18 protein-coding genes are annotated in these 18,309 nt (G+C 56.3%); 9 read left to right on the top strand and 9 right to left on the bottom strand.

What is annotated here, in order from left to right; genetic code table 11:
- Positions 1-60: 60 nt before the first annotated feature.
- From J7357_RS19435 to J7357_RS19420, 4 genes are all read right to left on the bottom strand, one after another.
- Positions 61-561 (bottom strand): hypothetical protein, encoded by a 501-nt coding sequence (locus J7357_RS19435; protein WP_209249007.1) that lies wholly within the window; start codon positions 559-561, stop codon positions 61-63.
- A gap of 31 nt (positions 562-592) precedes the next feature.
- Positions 593-1,717: a DUF4062 domain-containing protein gene (locus J7357_RS19430; RefSeq protein WP_209249005.1), complete on the bottom strand. Its 1,125-nt coding sequence runs from the start codon at positions 1,715-1,717 to the stop codon at positions 593-595.
- A gap of 59 nt (positions 1,718-1,776) precedes the next feature.
- Positions 1,777-2,214: a hypothetical protein gene (locus tag J7357_RS19425; protein WP_209249003.1), complete on the bottom strand. Its 438-nt coding sequence runs from the start codon at positions 2,212-2,214 to the stop codon at positions 1,777-1,779.
- 415 nt (positions 2,215-2,629) lie between these two features.
- Positions 2,630-2,800: a hypothetical protein gene (locus J7357_RS19420; RefSeq protein WP_022558646.1), complete on the bottom strand. Its 171-nt coding sequence runs from the start codon at positions 2,798-2,800 to the stop codon at positions 2,630-2,632.
- 653 nt (positions 2,801-3,453) lie between these two features.
- Between J7357_RS19420 and J7357_RS19415 the strand changes: the two genes are divergently transcribed.
- From J7357_RS19415 to J7357_RS19395, 5 genes are all read left to right on the top strand, one after another.
- On the top strand, positions 3,454-3,774 hold the full coding sequence (locus tag J7357_RS19415; protein ID WP_022558645.1) for a helix-turn-helix transcriptional regulator: 321 nt from the start codon (positions 3,454-3,456) through the stop codon (positions 3,772-3,774).
- Positions 3,775-3,793: 19 nt separating this feature from the next.
- Complete coding sequence (locus J7357_RS19410; RefSeq protein WP_209249001.1) at positions 3,794-4,657, top strand: ImmA/IrrE family metallo-endopeptidase; 864 nt, start codon at positions 3,794-3,796, stop codon at positions 4,655-4,657.
- A gap of 108 nt (positions 4,658-4,765) precedes the next feature.
- Positions 4,766-5,218, top strand: coding sequence for a hypothetical protein (locus J7357_RS19405; RefSeq protein WP_209248999.1), 453 nt, complete (start codon positions 4,766-4,768; stop codon positions 5,216-5,218).
- A gap of 67 nt (positions 5,219-5,285) precedes the next feature.
- Positions 5,286-6,272, top strand: a complete 987-nt coding sequence (locus tag J7357_RS19400; RefSeq protein ID WP_209248997.1) for a hypothetical protein — start codon at positions 5,286-5,288, stop codon at positions 6,270-6,272.
- An 830-nt stretch (positions 6,273-7,102) separates the two neighbouring features.
- A complete protein-coding gene (locus J7357_RS19395; protein WP_343237439.1) occupies positions 7,103-8,254 on the top strand; it encodes a site-specific integrase in 1,152 nt (383 codons plus the stop codon).
- Positions 8,255-8,305: 51 nt separating this feature from the next.
- Here the strand turns inward: J7357_RS19395 and J7357_RS19390 are convergent, their stop codons facing one another.
- Positions 8,306-9,109, bottom strand: coding sequence for a hypothetical protein (locus J7357_RS19390; RefSeq protein WP_209248996.1), 804 nt, complete (start codon positions 9,107-9,109; stop codon positions 8,306-8,308).
- A gap of 653 nt (positions 9,110-9,762) precedes the next feature.
- Between J7357_RS19390 and J7357_RS21445 the strand changes: the two genes are divergently transcribed.
- Both J7357_RS21445 and J7357_RS19380 read left to right on the top strand, forming a co-directional pair.
- Complete coding sequence (locus J7357_RS21445) at positions 9,763-10,143, top strand: hypothetical protein (protein WP_244667669.1); 381 nt, start codon at positions 9,763-9,765, stop codon at positions 10,141-10,143.
- 23 nt (positions 10,144-10,166) lie between these two features.
- The gene (locus J7357_RS19380) at positions 10,167-10,898 is read left to right on the top strand and encodes a hypothetical protein (protein ID WP_209248992.1); all 732 of its coding nucleotides are present in this window, start codon (positions 10,167-10,169) and stop codon (positions 10,896-10,898) included.
- A 79-nt stretch (positions 10,899-10,977) separates the two neighbouring features.
- Here the strand turns inward: J7357_RS19380 and J7357_RS19375 are convergent, their stop codons facing one another.
- The 3 genes from J7357_RS19375 to J7357_RS19365 form a co-directional block, all read right to left on the bottom strand.
- On the bottom strand, positions 10,978-13,548 hold the full coding sequence (locus J7357_RS19375; RefSeq protein WP_209248990.1) for an XVIPCD domain-containing protein: 2,571 nt from the start codon (positions 13,546-13,548) through the stop codon (positions 10,978-10,980).
- 31 nt (positions 13,549-13,579) lie between these two features.
- The gene (locus tag J7357_RS19370) at positions 13,580-14,221 is read right to left on the bottom strand and encodes a DUF1629 domain-containing protein (protein ID WP_209248988.1); all 642 of its coding nucleotides are present in this window, start codon (positions 14,219-14,221) and stop codon (positions 13,580-13,582) included.
- A gap of 133 nt (positions 14,222-14,354) precedes the next feature.
- Complete coding sequence (locus J7357_RS19365; RefSeq protein ID WP_209249049.1) at positions 14,355-15,014, bottom strand: thermonuclease family protein; 660 nt, start codon at positions 15,012-15,014, stop codon at positions 14,355-14,357.
- 276 nt (positions 15,015-15,290) lie between these two features.
- Between J7357_RS19365 and J7357_RS19360 the strand changes: the two genes are divergently transcribed.
- Together J7357_RS19360 and J7357_RS19355 are read left to right on the top strand one after the other, a co-directional pair.
- On the top strand, positions 15,291-15,647 hold the full coding sequence (locus J7357_RS19360; RefSeq protein ID WP_244667680.1) for a hypothetical protein: 357 nt from the start codon (positions 15,291-15,293) through the stop codon (positions 15,645-15,647).
- Positions 15,648-15,889: 242 nt separating this feature from the next.
- The gene (locus tag J7357_RS19355) at positions 15,890-16,951 is read left to right on the top strand and encodes a hypothetical protein (RefSeq protein ID WP_209248986.1); all 1,062 of its coding nucleotides are present in this window, start codon (positions 15,890-15,892) and stop codon (positions 16,949-16,951) included.
- 238 nt (positions 16,952-17,189) lie between these two features.
- Here J7357_RS19355 and J7357_RS19350 read toward each other — a convergent pair whose 3' ends face one another.
- Positions 17,190-18,257 carry an ankyrin repeat domain-containing protein gene (locus tag J7357_RS19350; RefSeq protein ID WP_209248984.1) on the bottom strand — a complete coding sequence of 356 codons (1,068 nt, stop codon included), beginning with the start codon at positions 18,255-18,257 and terminating at the stop codon, positions 17,190-17,192.
- Between the last annotated feature and the right edge of the window lie 52 nt (positions 18,258-18,309).

The following is an 18,309-nucleotide window of genomic DNA, read 5'->3' as shown; positions in this document are numbered from 1 at the left end:
GAAGCGCAAGGCTTTTGGGATCACTATTTTTCGCCGCTTTTCGTTGCCTAACTGATGGAACTAGCGAGCAGTTAGATCGACCTCAAAGATGCGTCCCAAGCTGACGAATGGACGGGTCGTGTGGCAAAGCTCAGCGCTCCATTGAGCAAAACGCTTAACCGCACCACTAGGATGGTCAGCAAGGGGCTGTCCGTCCATGCCAAAGGCGATCTTGTCTCCGTCTCCCCATTGGCTATGGATCTGACCAACCACCACCGGCCCAGCTGACGTAAGTGATAGTGATGCGGTATCCACCACATCATGTGCTGGGGGTATCCCCTCTTTCACTGATGCGAACCATCCAAACGGTTCGGCCAGAGTCAGACATGGACCCATGCCGTCTCCTACCTTAAGAAGCCAGCCTGCGCGCTCGCCTTGGAGCATCAAGAAAGCGAGAACAGGCTCGGCTTCTTCATGCTGATTGTTGACCAACATTGCCCAACTCTCTCGGAACAGAAAGATGCTGCCAGGTGATAGGTCATTGGGAAGCCGATCTGCAAAAGCTTGTGCGGGAATGTTCATCGATTTCTCCCGGTTGACGTCATGTTGGGTGTCAGTTGATCCAGCGGCGGCGCAAGAGCACGACTAAGTCCTGCACGATGCGCTGCGCGTCCATGGATAGCGATTGCCTAACTCGATGGGCCGGTGAAAGGAGCACAGGTTCTTGGTGCTCACCCTGTCGCCAAGGCACTTGCATGCTGTTCGGGCTGGCGTCGTGCTCAGCGCGAGTCCTCCAAGCGCCGGCATGCTCTCCGATCAATCGCACTGCCGGCACCACGTGGGTAAGCCGTTCGGTAGGGTCAATCTGACCCAGAAGCCAAGCGGCATAGGCGATCGCCGCTTCGAGCTTCTCAGCGATGCTTTCTTCCAAGACGACCGATAGCCCCATGCCGCGCTCAGGGGGTGGCACAGGCAAGCTCAGCAGAACATCCCCATTCGGCCAGAGCCGGATCGACGCCCCGTCACTACGATGCCCTTCCTGGGCCAAGACCAAGGCTTCGCCGTCCAATCGCGACTGCATCCCTAAGCTTCTATCGAAGATGGCTGGTCTTCCGAAGAGTGCTTGCTGTTGGATGGCATCCAGAAGGGGCTGTGCTTCCATCTCTGCGGGGCGAAGCACCGTTGTGTCAGGTCCTGCCGCAACAGCCAACTGCAAGACCGTGCCACTTTGCTGATAGCCACGCTCAATCCGTGGGAAGAGCGCCAGTGCGCGATCGCGCAATCCTGTGGGATCGAGGGGCGCCACGGCCTGCGTCAGCTGGAACCGATGGATGGCGCGAGTTGCCTTTTGCCCCAGGTCATCCGCTGAGACAAAGCCATCCCAAAGCTGACCACCTTGCCAATTGCCGATCTCTCTAATGAAGTCTGCTTGATCCGGTTCGGCTTCCATGCCCGACTGCACGAACATCAGGAGTGGCTTACGGCCCCGGGCCTCATGCACCTCTTCGTGGGTTGCAGAGACGCCTCCTGCCTGCTTGGCGCCGTAGCGTGGCCCAAGAACAAGGATGATAAGGTCTGCCTCGCGCACGCCATTGAGGCATGCGACCTGAGGGGAGCTTGCCCGCGCTCCGAAGTCCTCCGCCATGATGGCTTGATGACCGAGAACCTCAATGGCGTGCTTGACTGCCGCCCGCTCAGCTTCCATGCCAGAAATCAGTGAGCTGATGAACACCTTCATTTCAGCCCCCCCCTTAGTCAGCGGACGATATCCAAGTGGCAGCATCCCTCAGATGAAGGCTAGGCCTTCTGGGAAGTCAGATCCAAGCGACGCTCTGCCTTCTCGATCAGAGCCTGCTGGCGCTTGATGTAGGCCTCGCCCTTCCGAAGACGCACGATCATGCCCAACGGATAGACCACGCATCCATAGATCGAAAGGCCCAGCAACCCCAGGCCTGGCACGATCCACTTGGCGCCGCCCGTCATGAAGGCTAGCGGAGCAAGCATGATGGCAATACCTAAAATCCCAAAGCAGCAAAGAACTTGGATAAGCAAGAACTGCGTGACATGGAATTTGTCCTGGCCAAGATACTCGATCTTGCGAATTTCAGCCCGATTGATGGCGAGGCCAAGGCGATCGTTCCAAAAGATAGCTTTGCCGTAGGCCCAGCGCCCCAAGTAGATGACCGTCGAAGCCACGATGCCGCCGATTACCGCTTGTGCCAACCAATTATCCATAAGTCACCTGAGTAGCCAGAGGAATAGATGGAACGGCTTACTGCCACGTTTTTTTATCACGGAGCTACAAGCCTTTCCCACGCATTAGTAAAGAGGGTGCCGATGATTACCGGCACCCTAAGGTCGAGTATTAGCTGGTATGACACGCATTTGCGCAGTAGTAACAGCCATTAATGCGATTTTGCGGCCAATTGGACCTTGCGTAAACCACGGCCTGGTGACAGCTGGCGTGAGACCCAAGATTGATCTGATTAGCCAACTGCGGCATGAAGGCGCACCCAGTGGTGGTGTTATGCACCTCGTGATCGCCGTTGGCTTGCGCGTTTTTGTTGACGATGAAGTTTGGCAAAGCGTTTCTCCCTAGATTGACAAGTTATTAGGAGGTCGGTGGCGCCAAAGCACCACCGACCGCTACTCACTTTTCCTTACGCACGCCTTTGAAAGGGAGCTTGTCCGCTTTGACATCCATGAAACGCCCAGTGCTGGTGTCGCGCTTGACGAAATTGCCCGCCGGGGTCTGGGTTTGCGACCGGTTGCGCACCGCGCCATTGCGGTGGCCGTCGCCTTTCGGTGGATTTGTAGCCATTGAAGTTCTCGGTAGTTGAGGAAGAAAGTACAGAGGCCGACAGGTCCTGACCCTTGAAGGCGGGGCAGCGATGCTGCCCCGCACATCACCCGACTAGATGTCGGGAACCCAGATCGGCCAAGCTTTCAAGCCCGCAGCAGAAGCGTGGAGCTTCTTGCCGTTCTTCAAGGTAATGACTGCCCGGAAGATGAGCTTGTAGCCAGGACGAGGGGGAGCGGTCGTCGTAGACACGGCCGTAGTCCTCTGGTAGAGGGCGCTCATCCGACAACTTCAAGACTGGTGTATTGACACTCTTTTGAAGAGAGCTATACTTTTACGGCTGTTTGCGAGGCAGCCAATCTCAAAGACCCCACCGGCCGAACGCCTTACAGGTGAGGTTTTTAGCTTCAGCAGTGACTTTCGAACACTGCATGTTGTGTTGAGAAAATTTATACCCCCTGTATCTAGGGCTCGACCTTCCGGTCGGGCCCTTTTGCTTTGGACTCTACCACGGATGCCGAGCAAAATGTGAACTGAGTCTCGGTTTTTGTAGCGATATTTTTTGTTCGGTGTGGCGAATTTCAGGACGATCTTGCCTGCATCGTTCGCTCCTGTCAAAGCTTTTGTTCGGTATAGTGGCACTTGGCGCTGTGCCGGCCTCCAAGGAACCGTCTATGTCCACTATTTTTGGCAATAAAATCAAGAACCTAAGACGAGAAAAGGGGTTCACACTCGATTCGCTCGCTGAGGCTGCTGGCATGAGCAAGAGCTACTTGTGGGAGTTGGAGAACCGAGAGTCCCCTCGCCCGTCGGTTGAGAAGCTCGCCGCTCTCGCCAAGGCGCTTTCCATGGATGTGTCGTATTTTTTAGACGAGGAAGCGACAAGTCCTGAGGAGCGACATCTAGACCAGGCGTTCTTTAGGAACTACGGCGAGCTTGACGCGTCGGCCAAGGAGCAGATGCGTAGGATCATGGAAACCTTCAAGAAGTCTTGACCCTGCCAAGGATTGGCCGATGAACTCCGACGCGCTTACTCCCTCCAAGGCCGCTTACCGCCTGACGCATTTGCTCAACACGGTGTCAGCGGCGCATGGGGATCCTCGCTTTCCAGTTGACGTCGTTGCTCTGGCCAAGGGAGCAGCGGAGATCTTTCGATGGCGTGACGCGATCACCAATGTCGAATCGGCTGATATCAAGTCGTTTGAAGGCGCACTTTTCCCGAATGACACGCGTAGCAAGTGGATGCTGCTTTACAACCAGACATTGAAATCAGCTGGTCGCATCCGCTTCACGCAAGCTCACGAGCTTGGCCACTACCTGCTGCATCGACAAGACCGCATCGACGGCTTTCAGTGCGCCACGCAGGACATGGTGAGCCTGACAGAGCAAGAGGCGTCGATGGAAGCCCAGGCCAACGCCTTTGCGGCGACGCTGCTTATGCCCCTAGATGACTTCCGCCAAAGCACACAGGAAGGCGCCGACTTTGAGGTGCTCGCTCAGTGCGCCGATAAATATGGCGTATCACTAACTGCTGCTGCATTGCGCTGGATCGACCACACTGACCAATGCGCCGTGCTCATCTCACACACCGATGGCTTCATCAATTGGTCCATTTCGAGCCGATCAGCACGGGCTGGCGGCGCGTTTTTTCGTGCGCGGCAGAAGGCCATTGCTATTGGTGAGGACACTCTTGCTGCTAATAGTGAGATCGTGCACGAACGACTGGGTGTGGAGCTTCCTGCACGCGTTTGGTTCAAGCATGCAGGAGATGGGCTCAGTCTTAAAGAAATGAAGATCAGTGCGGACCAATTCGACTACACCCTGACGCTCTTGATCATGCCTAGGGGCTCAAGAGTCTGGGCGCCCTGGAAATACTGAGCACTCTTGACAAGCATCAATTTTAGCCTACCAAAGGATACTCGATGGAGGCCCGAAATGTTTTTCCCAAGCTTGCAAGACGCTAACGATACCATCGAGCCATTTGGCATGAGTCTGACCCGCGCTGGCGACGGGGTCGTTCTTGAAGGAGACACCAGCTGGCGAGCGTGGCGAGCAGGAAGCGAGTCTGCTCGATTTGAGACCTTAGGACACTTCTGGGCCGAGTGGACTTGGTATATCGCGTTTGCGCTCGAAAACGAACGGAAGAGATCACGCTTCATGGATGTCTTGATGGATGCGGATCTTGCAACGCAAGTTTCATTGCTTGACGCGCTACAAAGCTACGAAGGCCTTGCCGGGAAGAAAGGCGATTGTGTTCTAAGCTCACTTTTAGCCGGTCCAATCATAACGACAGAATGCATCCCATCTGACTGGTCTGATCGCTTGCTCCAATGCTTTCAAGATGAGGGCGAGGGCGCCGTTTTCGGTGGTGGGAAGCTTCTGCAAGCGATTGGTCGTCGTTACCCCGACGCGCTGCGCATCTATCGAGAGAGCTTGTAGCGTAGCTGGTAACTCGCTCCTCGGACGCGACAATGCTATGTTTGCTCTTTCAAATAGAGGTCTCCCCATGGGATCGAGCGATGGCATCTCTTCTAATACGACACCAACCGACCCCATGCACTTGGCGCTCCTTTGGACCATGCAGCGCATCAAGACTATTGCAGGCGTACAAGACTATGACGAGGAGAGCTACAGCACTGCTATCCTAAACGGAACGGCGATAGCGGCCCCATTACTCGCTGCCTTTGAAGGTCAAACCTCGGGCACCAACGCGGATTTTCGATTTGGAACATTTCGGAAGAACGGCGGGGCCCAGACGCCATTGAGCGAAACCGCTACAGGGGCCGATTTTTGTCTCGTCATTGGCCATGATGACGAGTGCGCGAAAGTTGCCATTTTTCAGGCCAAGAAACTAGACCCTGCCGAAGATGAGCACCTTTTATCCGTGCGAAGGGGACCAGCGAAATCATCGAATGGCCATTACCAATTCACCATGTTGCTGGCTTTTACTTGCCGTTTAATGGCAAAGACTGGGATACCTTCATATAAGATATTTGACAAAGACCCGAATACACTCGCAGCAGCAAAACGACTTGTATCTTTGTCGAAAGAGCATATCAACGCACTCGTTGAAGAGATCAACTGGGTGCACTACATGGTCTATCACAATGGATCCGCAACGACTCTCCCACTTAACCATCTAGACGAGGCATGCTTTCTGAGCGAGGTCTACAAACTTCGTCAGTATTCGCATCGCCTAGGGGGACCGCGTTTAGGGTTCGTAGAGATCGTAAGTGGGGCGTTGCACGGAAGCACTGGGGGGTGGCTATTGGTTCCGCGCATGGTCATTAAAGCATTTTTGCCAGAGCTTATAGAAATGGGCGCTATTGTTGTTGTGGACGACAAAGGTGGCGTAGGGCTTACGCCGGACTTCAAGTGCATCAACCTAGCCTCTGTCCAGTCTTTTAATAGTATCCAGGCAAAACCGCAGGGCGCTACCGCCGTCAATGCCATGATCAGCAGGCCTCAAAGTGCGCCTAGAAACGGGATGTGATCAGAACCACACAGCGTAAACAGCGTAGATGCCCCGCGCGCGCTCGGACAAATATTCAACCTCCGAAGATGGCAACTAACACGCCAAATAGATTAACTCTGAAGCCACCGTACCGCTGGCTATCGCTTGCGTCAGCCAATTGGCCAAGAGTCATCCTGGGCAGTGATTTCAGCCGAGTTATGTCACACATCCTGCGACACCATCCGCCCATTTTTCATTGCCCCGGCTGAGTCAAAATGGGATTGCCTAACTGTCTTCTTAAGAATTATTAGATGAGGCAAACGCCACTACATTTATCCTGCGTTCATTTTATTTGCGAGAGATATATCTCACTTTTAAGCTAATTGTTAATTTTAAACACTACACGCGCATTGATGGTTTCAAGTTCATTTATAAAGCCGCAATCATTGACGTATATAGCTCCTCGATAAAATCACTTATCAAAGTCAAACTGAAAATTAAGGCGCTTAAACAGCAATTAGCGAGACCACCTTAGGCAATCGCCCGCACGAAATTTCTGTCCTATTTTTTCATTGACAGAAAATTCCCTCCCCTTATCAAACGTCTACCTCCTCATCATTGGATCGTAGATGCGCTTTAAACACTCCCAACTTCATCAATATTTGCAACAGCCCAAAGGTCAGTTATCCATCCGAAGCATTCGCATCGGCAAAGTCGAATTCACAAATATCGTCGTTCAAGACCGGGCTGGCGCGCTTCACCTTCAAGATCTGGTCCAAGCGACCTACGACCATCATGAGAAGCTCCGCCGGCTTCGCCGATCCGGAACTCGCTATCCCGAACCTCTGCCCCTGGCCACCCCGGCACGGCTGCTTTCCGAGGAGATCGACGACTTCCTGAAAGACAAGGAACGGCAGAACGTTCGCACCACTACGATCGAGGCCTACCGCCGCACGCTTGCCATATTGCAGCGCATAAGTGGCGACACCTCAGTTGCTCGGATTGATCACACGCACATCTACCAGATGTGGGACTTGCTGCGATGGGCGCCCCAAGACTTCATGACCAACCCAAAGCATCAGTGGTTGAGCGTCGAAGCCTTGATCGCCAAAGGTCAACGTCTGGGCCGGGCGCAGCCGGCGAACGCCACCTTGGAACTGCATCGGCGCTTCCTCGCGTCCTTCTTCAACACCCTAGCCAAAGCGCGTGCCATCCCGCACTCGCCCATGGACGCGTTCAAGCCGGCCAAGGAAGAACTCCTGGCTGATCAGGATGAGCCCGAGCGGCTGCTCTCGCCGGAAGAGATCCAGAAGATCTTCAACAGCGAGACCTTCGTTCCTTGGGCCAAAAAGTATCCGCACCGATGGTGGTGCCCGCTGATTGCGCTTTACACAGGCGCTCGGATTAATGAGATCGCGCAGCTCAAAGTGGCTGACATCGTCCAAGATCAAGGAGTTTGGTGCTTCTCGATCCAGAAGACCGTGGACGAGGATCTGGCGCAAAGCGCGGGTAGGCGCAGCCGGCAAAGCCTCAAGGGCAAGAGCGCCATCCGGAAGGTCCCCATCCACCCAAGCCTCATCCAGGCAGGCTTTCTCGACTTCCTGGCGGACATCAAGGCAAGCGGTCACAAGCGACTCTTCCCGAACTTATCGGCTGGCATCTGCCGCAAGACGGGTGAGCCAAACGGTCGCTATAGCCAGGGCTTCGTCAACCAATTTGCGGCCTACTTGAAGGGCTTAGGCTTTGGGAAAGGCATTGGATCGCATGCGTTCCGGCACACGCTTGCGACAGAACTCGACGCGAAAGGCGTGAGGGTTGAGCACATTGCCTTGATCACAGGTCATGCGCTCAACAAGAAGGCTCCCGTTCTGCAGGACAACTACGTGCACAAATCAGCCGGCAACACCCGGAAGATCCAAGTCGAAGCGCTCGGTCACTATCAGCCCACTGTGACGCTGCCGAGCTATGTGAGAGGGCAGTTCAGAGAGCGGCTGAAGAAGGGAGCAAGGATCTATCCATGATCGAAAGCTAAATTTTTCTAATAGCAATGAGACGAGGTTATCCGTCCACCTTCACGGATGACCTTTCATAGGAGATATAAAACACGTCACCGAACTAATTGGACGAGACGCCCCCCTGGTAGCATTGTCCGTCTTATCCTCACGCCCCTCATGCGGCGATAGCCTGAGACCAAATCTACAATCACTTATCTCCTGCACGAAACCAGTGCCCCACGAAGTGGAAGAAAATGGAGGAATTACACTAGAAGAAGCAGATGCAGGGGGAATGGGCAAACCAGTCGCCTTGGCTATACCGACTCGAATATTCGCATTCTTATTGATAGTGCAGGTGAACTTCGGCGCGCCGCCAACCACGGAGCTTTGAGCCAGGGTAAATTGACCAGATTTGCCTGGGATAAACGCATTCACCGTGCCAACAGCAACACTACCTGGCGCCACTGCCTGAATTAATTTGTTCATAACCTCCCATGCATCTATAAAAAAGGTCCTATCGAATGCCTCATACCGATTAGGGCAAGACTCATGATCGCCTTTAAGCATTGAATTTGAGTCCGCTATGCTTCCAGAAAGAAAAACATAAGGAAAATCATTTTTCGGGAAATTCGCAAGAAGCAACCACAGCTGCCCAAAGTTAAAAGTAAAACTACCAGATTTCTTCATTGCCTTATACTGCACCAGCACTTGCTTTTTCCCTTTCAAAGACACGTCGTAACCTAGCTTTGCCTCATCGACTTGGGATGGCACGAAACACCATGCATACGGAGGCGCCCCTTTACCGAAATTTAGAATTTCCACAATCGAATGGTTCGAGATCGACTCGATTGTTCTCTCCGATGGAATTGCCATTGGATTCATACTTTTCTCCTAGTCAGCAAATTTTCGACGGATTGAAATTCTAATGCAGAGCGGGTGGCATACCTTCCAAAATTCTGTTGCGGGTGCCATGCGATCATTCAGCCTCCCCCTCGCCACTTGACTCGTCGAACAACCCTTGAAAGCATGCGAGTCAGGACAAGGGGGGCCTGATGGACAAAGCAAGGGATCGTCGAAGCAATCAGGAATACACAGCACAGGAAGTCGCGGATCTAGAGCCGTCTTCCCGGCGGGCCTTGAAGCCCCATTTACGCTGTCCCTACTGCGAGGCCACGGCTCATTTCAGATCCGCATCCAGGCCGAGTCCTGGCCGGCGCAGCAAAGTCGCACACTTCTACGCCCTTCCCCACGCAGATGAGTGTGACATCACTCGAAGCTATGGCGACCCCTGGGAAGACGACGACAGCGATCGAACGGTCGCTCATTGGGAGCAACGCAACACCAAGCTTATCGTGTTGATCCCGTCTTTGACAGAAGAGAGCGATGACATCACCTCAGAGGATCAGGAAGGGTCCGGGGAAGAAAGTCGCTCGCGAAGTGGCGGCGATGGCACAAGGCGTTCAAACACTGTCTCGCGCGGGCCTCAAAAGCTGCTTGAACAGCTTGTGCATTGGCCGAGCTTTAAGACAAGCCCCATGACGATTCGCATGCCAGGCAACGACCGACCCGAGGTGGCTGTCCATGATGCATTCGTGCGCTTTGAGTCAGCGATCATGGCGCAGCACACGGGCCGATGGTTGGGGTTCTGGGGCATCGTCCGTCCGTGGAAATTGTGGACAGCGCATGACACTTATTACTGCAACTTTGGCACCACACGTGAGAGCTTCCGTATCGCGCTTCTGCGTGATCGCATTCCTCCGATCCTCGCACGTTATGGTCTATCGAGTATCGATGAGATGGTGGGTCACTATCTTCTCCTTTTCGATTACGCCCGAGAGTCAGGCTCAGGGCGTTTCATGGCTGATATCAACTCCGTGCATCACATCGGATTCTTGAGGAACGATCAAAGTAACTGAGTAGCTCATCAAACACGACTGCCATGCGACATATCGAAATTGTCCGATCGAACCGCTCCGACCCTTCACCAGAGGACGCGAACAAGGCGCCTTCCAAGCGATCGTGGTCCATCACCACGTTGATCGGCAGCATCGCTGCAATGACAACGCTGGCTGGGATTGTGCTTCACGGGTGTGGGCATGTTGCCTACACCAGCTATCTCAATGCGTGGGGTGTCCAGGCAGATCTCTTCCCTCAATCCACCGACTGGAAAGTCATCCGAGGCTACTATGCCGTTGTGTTAGAAGGCATTGGAGTCATCCACTCCGTGCCTTGGCTTGCAGTGTTGCTCGCTTTTTTCTTTTTGTGGTTGGCAGTTTGGGTCTACCGCTTCCCTGCCCGACCCTACAAAGGCGTTCGCATCAAAGAATTTGGTCGGCGCCACCCTTCAATCATGCTTGTCCTGTCATCAGGGGGCATCGCCGCCTCTGGCATTTATCTTGCAGTGACACTGTTTTTCGTCGGTTTGTTCGTATCAGTCTTACCAGGATTTGTTGGCGAGCATGCTGGAAAAAATGAAGCCAGCGCTGAGCGGCGTCGCTTACTTGGCCCAGTATCGCGCGGCGATACGGAACTCTGGGAGAAGGGCGAGCGGAAGATCCGTGGCCACATCATCGCCAGCAGCTCTGAACTGATCGCCATTTATGACACTGACCTTCATCAGGTCCGGACGCTGTCTCGCGGTGACTGGGAAATTCGACGGGTGACGCCATGAAGGTCGTGATCAGGAGCGCCTAAGGAACCGAGCATCCTCTGCGCGGAAGCGGACATGGACGTGCATCCGTCGCCCTGCTTCACATCGCCCGAGTCGGCGCTGCCTGCTCTTGCGCTTGCTTCTGGGTCATCTCCACCTGCTGCTGACGCACTTGGTCCTGCTTGATGACCTCCGCCTGCTGCAGACTCTGCTCGGCTGGCTGCTGGGCTGCTTCCCGTCCGTCTACACGAGCATGGAAGAACGGGGATTTGTCGCCAAACGGCGCGTATACAGCCAGCACGTTCTCAGCCCCATCCTTCCCCAGCGCACCGGTCACCCGGTCCACCCGCTTGACCAACGGGTCCTCGACTTGCTGCTTGTAAAGCGCCGCTGAGACATTGCGGCTCTCTTCGTCGTTCCAGTTCCCAGTGCCTTTCACCCAGGAATGGATCGTCTGGTAGGTCGCATGGTCTGGGTGAGCCGGGTTGTCGGCCAGCAATGGACCGGGCGGCGCCTTTTCCTGGGCCGGCTCGCCTTCCTGCTCTTTGCTGCGGCTTGGCGCGTTCACAGAGACCGTCGCCAGCGTTGGCACATGTGCCATGGCGGGCTGGCTGAGTTCAGCCTTGGCCTGACGCAACTCCTCAGGCGTGGTCAATGCGACCTGATGGGCCACGCCATCTTGCCCGACTTGGTAGTGCACGATCGGGCTGTCGTAGCCGTATTGCCCCTGCTCGTTCGGCTTTAGCTGCTGCATCGTCGGACCAGTGAGGCCCTCAGCTTCTTTCGTGCGCTCAGTGGCGAGTTTGACCGCCTCTAAGTTGTTGTCCTGAGCATTGAGGTCCACGCCGGCAGCGCGGTAGCGATGCACAAGCTCGTTGTGCTCCATCTGCTCAGGACTGGGCGCAGGACGAGCCTCAATGGCTGCCAAGGTCTCCTGCGCGCGTTCCAGCGAGGGCTGGCGCATCTGATTGGTGAGTTCCAGCTCCACCGCCAAGTTGCCGGTGGCCACTCCATCCTTCCCAAGCCACTGTCCGGCCTCATTGCGCTGGTAGGTCTGACCATCGTGGCCTTGCACCCGGTCCTGTTTGGCCCGAGCACTTTCTACGGCGGCTGGAACGCCGACCCCGTAGTCCTGCCCGCGCTGAGCGGCATGGCTCTCCAGGTAGGCCTGGGCGATGGCCTCGCGCCCGTTGGAGAGGTTACTTTCGATCCGTGCCAAGGCCTCCTGATTCAAGCGCTGCGTCTGTTCCGCGTTTGCAATCTGCCGCTCGTAGACACCCCGGTCGTTGGCACCGTCCACGCCGGTCTTAATCTGACGCTCCCATTTCTCCGTATCTGGATTGCGATGCCAGTTCTGGTTATCCAAAGCAATCCGATCGCCAGGCTGGGCAGGCAGGTCGAACGGGTCCTGTGGCCGAGGCGCCTTGCCCAAGGCGAATTCGGCAGCCTTGGCATTCGCCATCGCGCCCAGTTCCTGGGATTTGGCGTAGCTGGCGCCGACGGATACTTGGGCAGGGGCTTCGCGCCCATCAGCCGCGCGATCGAACGCGCCTTGGCGTTCCCAATCCCGTCCGTTGAACTGCCAGTCCACGCCAGCCCGATCGGTCTGGTGGAAGATGTCGCGGTTTTCTTTCAGATCCACGGCCTTATCGAAGGCCTTGCTCATCAAGACCGCGTCACCGACCACCAACGCAGCAGGCACAAAGCCACTGCTACTGCCCAGCGCGGCTGCCGTAGACGCGCCGCCGGCCCAGCCGCCTAAGTTGCGAGCAACGGCGTGATTGACTTCGGACTGCGCAGCGGTGAGGTTGCCCTGCTCCATTAGCGTCGCCGCCGTGCGAGCGGTCATCACCGCATCCGCGCCCGTTGCCAAAAGTCCGCCGGCACGGGTGAGCCCACGCGCGGAGGCCTCGCCCATCAGCAGCTGCATGGAGACTTCGCCACGCTGTCCGCGCGGCACGCGGAGACTGTTTGCGGCCTCTTCTCCCAGTGTGTTTTCGACCACTGCCACCCCACCTGGCGACATGGTCAAGCGGCCGTCGTGGTAAGCGTCGGCTATAGCCTGGGATAGACTATTGCGTTGGAAGTCTAGATCGCCGCCCCTTAGCAGCGACCTTCCCGAACTCTGAAAGTGCTGCAAGGTCGAGACAATGCGACCCTCATTATGCGTCACCGGGCTCCATTGGCGCGCATTGGCACTGGCCTTGCCATGCGCATCTAACTGCGTTTGGTTCTGAAAAGCATAACCGTTTGGGTCACGATAGAACGCTTGCGTGATAGCTCGCGTTTGGTCCATCGTTTCCCCTAGCGCATTGTTGGTTCGCAAGTCGCCATTGATGAGCGCCACTTGCACGGTGTCGCTCAATCGCTGCACCTTAAGGGCGACTCGATCTAGGGCATCCGGATCCCCAAGCAATGCTGCCTGCCCATCTTTCGTGGCAGCCATGCGCTGAAGAACATAGTTCACACCTAAATTATATTCCTTGATGGGACCGCCCGAGTGCGGCGTAACACCGATGGCGTGAGCAAGCGCTTTGTCGTTGGGCAAATTGATCAGATTCGTGGGCCAATCCTTATGGAATCGGCCATTGTCCACAAGCACCTTCAACAAAGGATCGCTCTCAAACGACTTCTGGTCGAGGCCATGGTGCTTTTGGAAGAGGGCGGCCATGATCTAGGATTCGTCCTTGTCAATCGTCGGATCAGAGATCCGACGCGTCAATGAAAGAGATGCCGCTGACTTCTGCGTCTTCAGATATGCCAGCGTTGTGAAGTGCCTCTTTGAACTGTCGATCGCAGAACACCGACGGATTGAACGGCAATCGGAACACGTGCGAATCCCCCAGAACTTCATGCCGGAATGCAAGGCTAGCTCCCCCGCCGAAGTAATAGAACTTCCCGCGCACAAACTCCTCATCGACCTCGATCTTCAGTCGCGATGATGCTTCGTCCAAGGCATCCAGTTCTCGAACAACGTCGCATAAGAAGCGACGCGCCCCCTTGATACCATCGGCTAGGCGGTAATCCACTTCAACGAAGGCGAAGGCGTTTGGATCGACCGAGCACATGACATTGTGAAGTCGTTCGGAGACCAACCAATAGCCACCAAACCCTGGCTCCAGATCGCGAGGCTCGGGACCCGCGCTGGGGTCATAAGTCATCTGCGGTTGCTCAAGCAGTGAAGGAAAACCACCTTCTTGCGGACGCAGGATCACGCGGGGTGGCAAATGCAGCCGGCGGAGGTTGTCGAACCTAACCCCGCAAGGCGGCCTATTACTCTCCATGTCGGATATGAACATGTAGAAGGCACCTGGCTGGGGCTGATTGGTCATCGTTGTTTCCATGCGTTGCATCCCGTCCACTTGGGTATGGCCTCCACGTCACCAGGGCCAGAGTCTACCGCTCCGATCGCCGACATGGGCAGACAAAAGGGGGCATGCGCAAGCCCTCTAAGCACGCCCACCTCGACGAAAACTTTCAGCGCTTTGCCGGCTGCCACCCTGCCTGCACCGCCTCCTCAGGGCTACAGAACATGCGCTCGCCACGGCTCAGATCAATGCTGGTGCGCTCGTAGTCCCGTTGGCCAGGCGCGTGGTAGATCTTCTTGCCCTGCCGGGAGATGTTGCCCTTGATGCGGCATCCGCTGGACATGGGTGGCGTGGTCACCTGGGCCTGGCGGGCCGCCTGGTCCCGCTTGCTACGCCGATAGTCGGCAGGCATCTGGAAAGGCCCTTGCCAGAGGTTGCGCCGATGCTGCTTCGCGTTGGCCTCGTCTGCGATGAACGCTGTGGCGTATTGCCGATACGCCACCGCCAAACCCGAGTGCACCATCCAGCGGTTGACCGACTGCCCCTGGACGAAGCACTCCGCGACCACTCGGCCATAGCGATCCGTGTCTTTGGGTTGGCAGCGAACGGTCTTGTCCAGCAGAAAGCCGTCTAGCGAGGCGGCTGACCGGCGACCACAGGGCCAAGAATGCCCATCCTGGGTGCTGCACTGCTGCGCGCTCTCCGGGGCGTCGATGCCCCACAGACGGATGCGCTTTTTCGCTACGGTGAGCGTGTCGCCATCTGTGACGGTCGCGCGCCCAACCAGCTCTGCGGCTCCCACTGACGATGTAGCGAGCACGAAAACCAAAAACACCAAAGCTCTGAACACCTAAACCACTTCCCTTCGAGACTGCCCTGGACTTGGTGCCAGGTTGCAACAGATCGGGCACTTTAGCGGGAAGGGGCCAAGAGAGGGAGGGCTATGCCCACAACATTCAAGTTCACGCCTCTGGTGCGCATCTCAGCGTTGGATTGCAAAGCTGTGGGACACTCAGGCCATCTTCGGAGCCGCCCAGCCATGCAAATCGAACAACGAAACGCTCCCCTGACCTTTTGGATGAGGGTGGAAGCACTTGCAGCACTGATGGCCCTATCACTTGCCGGGTGCGCGGCAGGTGGCCCAGTCGCAAGCCGCCCCATTGAAGGCCCTGTGCGGTTGGGAGAGATAGCGGCGGTTGATGGCCCCAGGGTGCGTCCTGATCGCGTCATCGAAGACAGCCGTTGCCCGGCAGACGTTCAATGCATCCAGGCCGGCCGGCTGGTGGTTAGGGCGACCGTGCTTGGTGGCGGCTGGTCCAAGGAGATGGACCTCACGCTGGGTGCCCCGGTCCCAGTTGCCGATGGGATGTTGACGCTGACCGATGCTACGCCCGTGCCCATCAGTGGGGAGAATGCCGCATCCGCCGCTCGCTTCACCTTCAAATTTCAGGGCGGCCGTTAAGTCTCACCTCGGATACGCGCCCTAGGTGGGCCGAACTCCTCCATTGCTCGGCTGGATTTCGGCAAGCACCTCCATCCCAAGGCCACAGATCAGTTCGCAATCTATGGGGTAGTGCACCTGCCCAGGCGCCGCTAGCATGCAGATGTCATCCACGGCCGCCAAGGAGCTACCTGCCCCACCGCGATCCCATCCACGAACAATACGCTCCGCATGGACCACGCCATCTTCCAAGGATTTGCGTTATGGCCAAAAAAGGCAGTAAGGACGTCTCCTCGCCGGAAAAGACGAAAAAGCAGCCCAAGAAGCAAAACGACACCAAACAGCTGGAGAAAGAACTCGCAGCCCCGTCACCCGGCAGGCTCACAGGCGCTACTACCACGGTTGGCCGGGTCACCCAGGCAGTGCAGGCCGGCGTGGACGTGACCAACTCGGTGGTCGAACTGAAGAACACCGTGATGAACCTGTACAGCGCGTTCGAAGGAGCCGCCGAGTTTTGCGATCGGCACAGGACGCTTGAGCTGCTAGTCGTCAACGGCACCCAACAACGCCTGATCTGGGAAGAGAGCTTCTTCGACTCGGGCACAACGTTCGCCGGCCCGACCCCGATGAATATCATGCCGATCTCAGAACAGTCGCTCACCGGCGCATCGCTCTGGGCTGTCGCAAACAGCAAGAAGTCGATCTTGACGGGCGTGTCGGGCGCGGGCAAGTGGCGCATCGAAGGCAGCGATTTAGCTCTGGCGATCGGCTTCACCAACCCTCAGATAGGTGCAACAAAGAGCGCGATCGGCATCGTCGGACGCAATGCGCCAGTGCGGGTGGCCTACGATGCCTGCGAGGATGCGGACGCCAAGCAATACAGCGCCCTGGGCTACGTAGTGGGGGTATACGCTGACCATGAGAAGGCAGGCGGCCAGCGGCGCTTCGTCTACTGCATTGCCGAGGCTGCCAATGCGCAGCAGTCAAACCTAGGCGAGCGCCTGCAATGCGGCGAAAGCATGCCCCCTGGCGGGTTCTTACTCTCACGCAATGGTCGCTACGTAGCAATCCACGAGATCAATGGAGGGTTGGCCGTCTACGATCTTCATGGACTTCACAAAGCCATCTGGCGCAGCCCTACGGGCCAAACCAAAAACACACGGTGTGCACTGAGCGGAGAGGGGCTTTTTTCGGTCCGTAATGCGGAAGGACGCATCTTATGGGTGGCGCCATGGAATGCTCCCGCCGGCAGCGTGGGAGTGACAGACGAGGGAGCGCTCGTGCTGCGAGACGCCAACCACCAAGCGCTGTGGTCGTCGAGGTGAACGATGGCAACGGCGAAAGCCATCGCCACCTAGAAGCCTCAGACGCACACGCTTCGAGGCAATTCCTAACACTGCAGCCGACCAAGCAAGCAGGAGCACGCGCTTGCTCCATGCCCCAATCAGCCGGCCCTAAAACCCAAAGCGCCAAAGCCTCCCTCCTTTTGCACAAGCTTGTTCGAGGGCGTTTTGCATCGCACCTCACAAAGCGCCAGCATCGCAGATGACTCTCTGATCTAACTCAAAAGCGCACGCTACGAGATGAGTTCATCATCACCAGCTCTGACGCACCGCTTTGCGCAGATCTCTTGCGCTCGTTGCTTTGAAGCTCTCTGTGCTGCTTCGCTGCATCAACTCTTGCAATCGCCTCATCAAGCTTGGCTTCAAGCTCTTCATCTGCGAATAGGTCCCGCACATGATCTAAGTTCACTCGGCGAACCAGCACATCCGCCACTTCATCGTGCCCGTTTCGAAGTGCTGCAACCAAGCCGCCTTCCGGATAGCAGGCCTTGTTCGCGAACTCTAAGATCGACTTGACGATTGATGCATTGCCAGCGCTTGCCGCAGTCAGCATTGCTCTCCGACCAAAGTCGCGTGGTGCACGCCCTGTTCTAACGATTGCCCAAAGTAGTGTCCGAACGAGTTGTTCATGACCTTTCGCAGCGGCAACATTCAGCCCCAACGAGAAGGTGTCTTCGGGGTCAGGAAGGCCAGCTTCGATTAGGAACTCAACGACTTCGGCACGATTGTTCTTCGCCGCCTCCTCAACGCCATATTGCGCGCAAAGAATTTTGGACGAGAACGGCAGCAGATGCTTGACCACATCCAAGTGGCCTTCACTGCAAGCAGCAAGGATCGCGCGGCTGCCGGCTGCTTTGGCATCCGAGCACAACAGCAACTGGAAAACGACATCGGCGTGGCCGTTGAGCGCTGCTACAAACAAGGCTTGGGAGTCTCCTTGCAGCGGATTACAATCTTTGAGCAGGAGCTTGACGCACTCCACGTGGCCGTGTCTTGCCGCCGAGCAGAGTGCTTCGTCATCCTCTGCATCGCAAAACGGGATGAGCGTTCGGACAAGCTCGGTGTTCCCAAATTTGGCGGCGGTCACCAAGGGCTCGCTCTGCCATGAGGGCTTCAATAGCGGCAACAGATGTTCGACGACAGCCTCCTGATCAAGTCCAATCGCCTCCACGATGGACGCGCGAGCAGCTTCATCGACATCGGGTTGCGCTCGACAAAGCTTGGCAGCTTCTGCTGTGCTATTGGACTGGATGGCTTTCTTAATCTTCTGCCTGAATGATCTTTTCATATCTACCCCTGTTGTCAACATAGGGCAGCTAGACATTTCGTCAAGGCACTTT

This window comes from Xanthomonas sp. D-109, from assembly GCF_017746095.1.
Lineage (GTDB): Bacteria > Pseudomonadota > Gammaproteobacteria > Xanthomonadales > Xanthomonadaceae > Xanthomonas_A > Xanthomonas_A sacchari.
The sequence above is the reverse complement of the archived record's forward strand: the minus strand, read 5'-3'. Positions and strand labels throughout refer to the sequence as shown.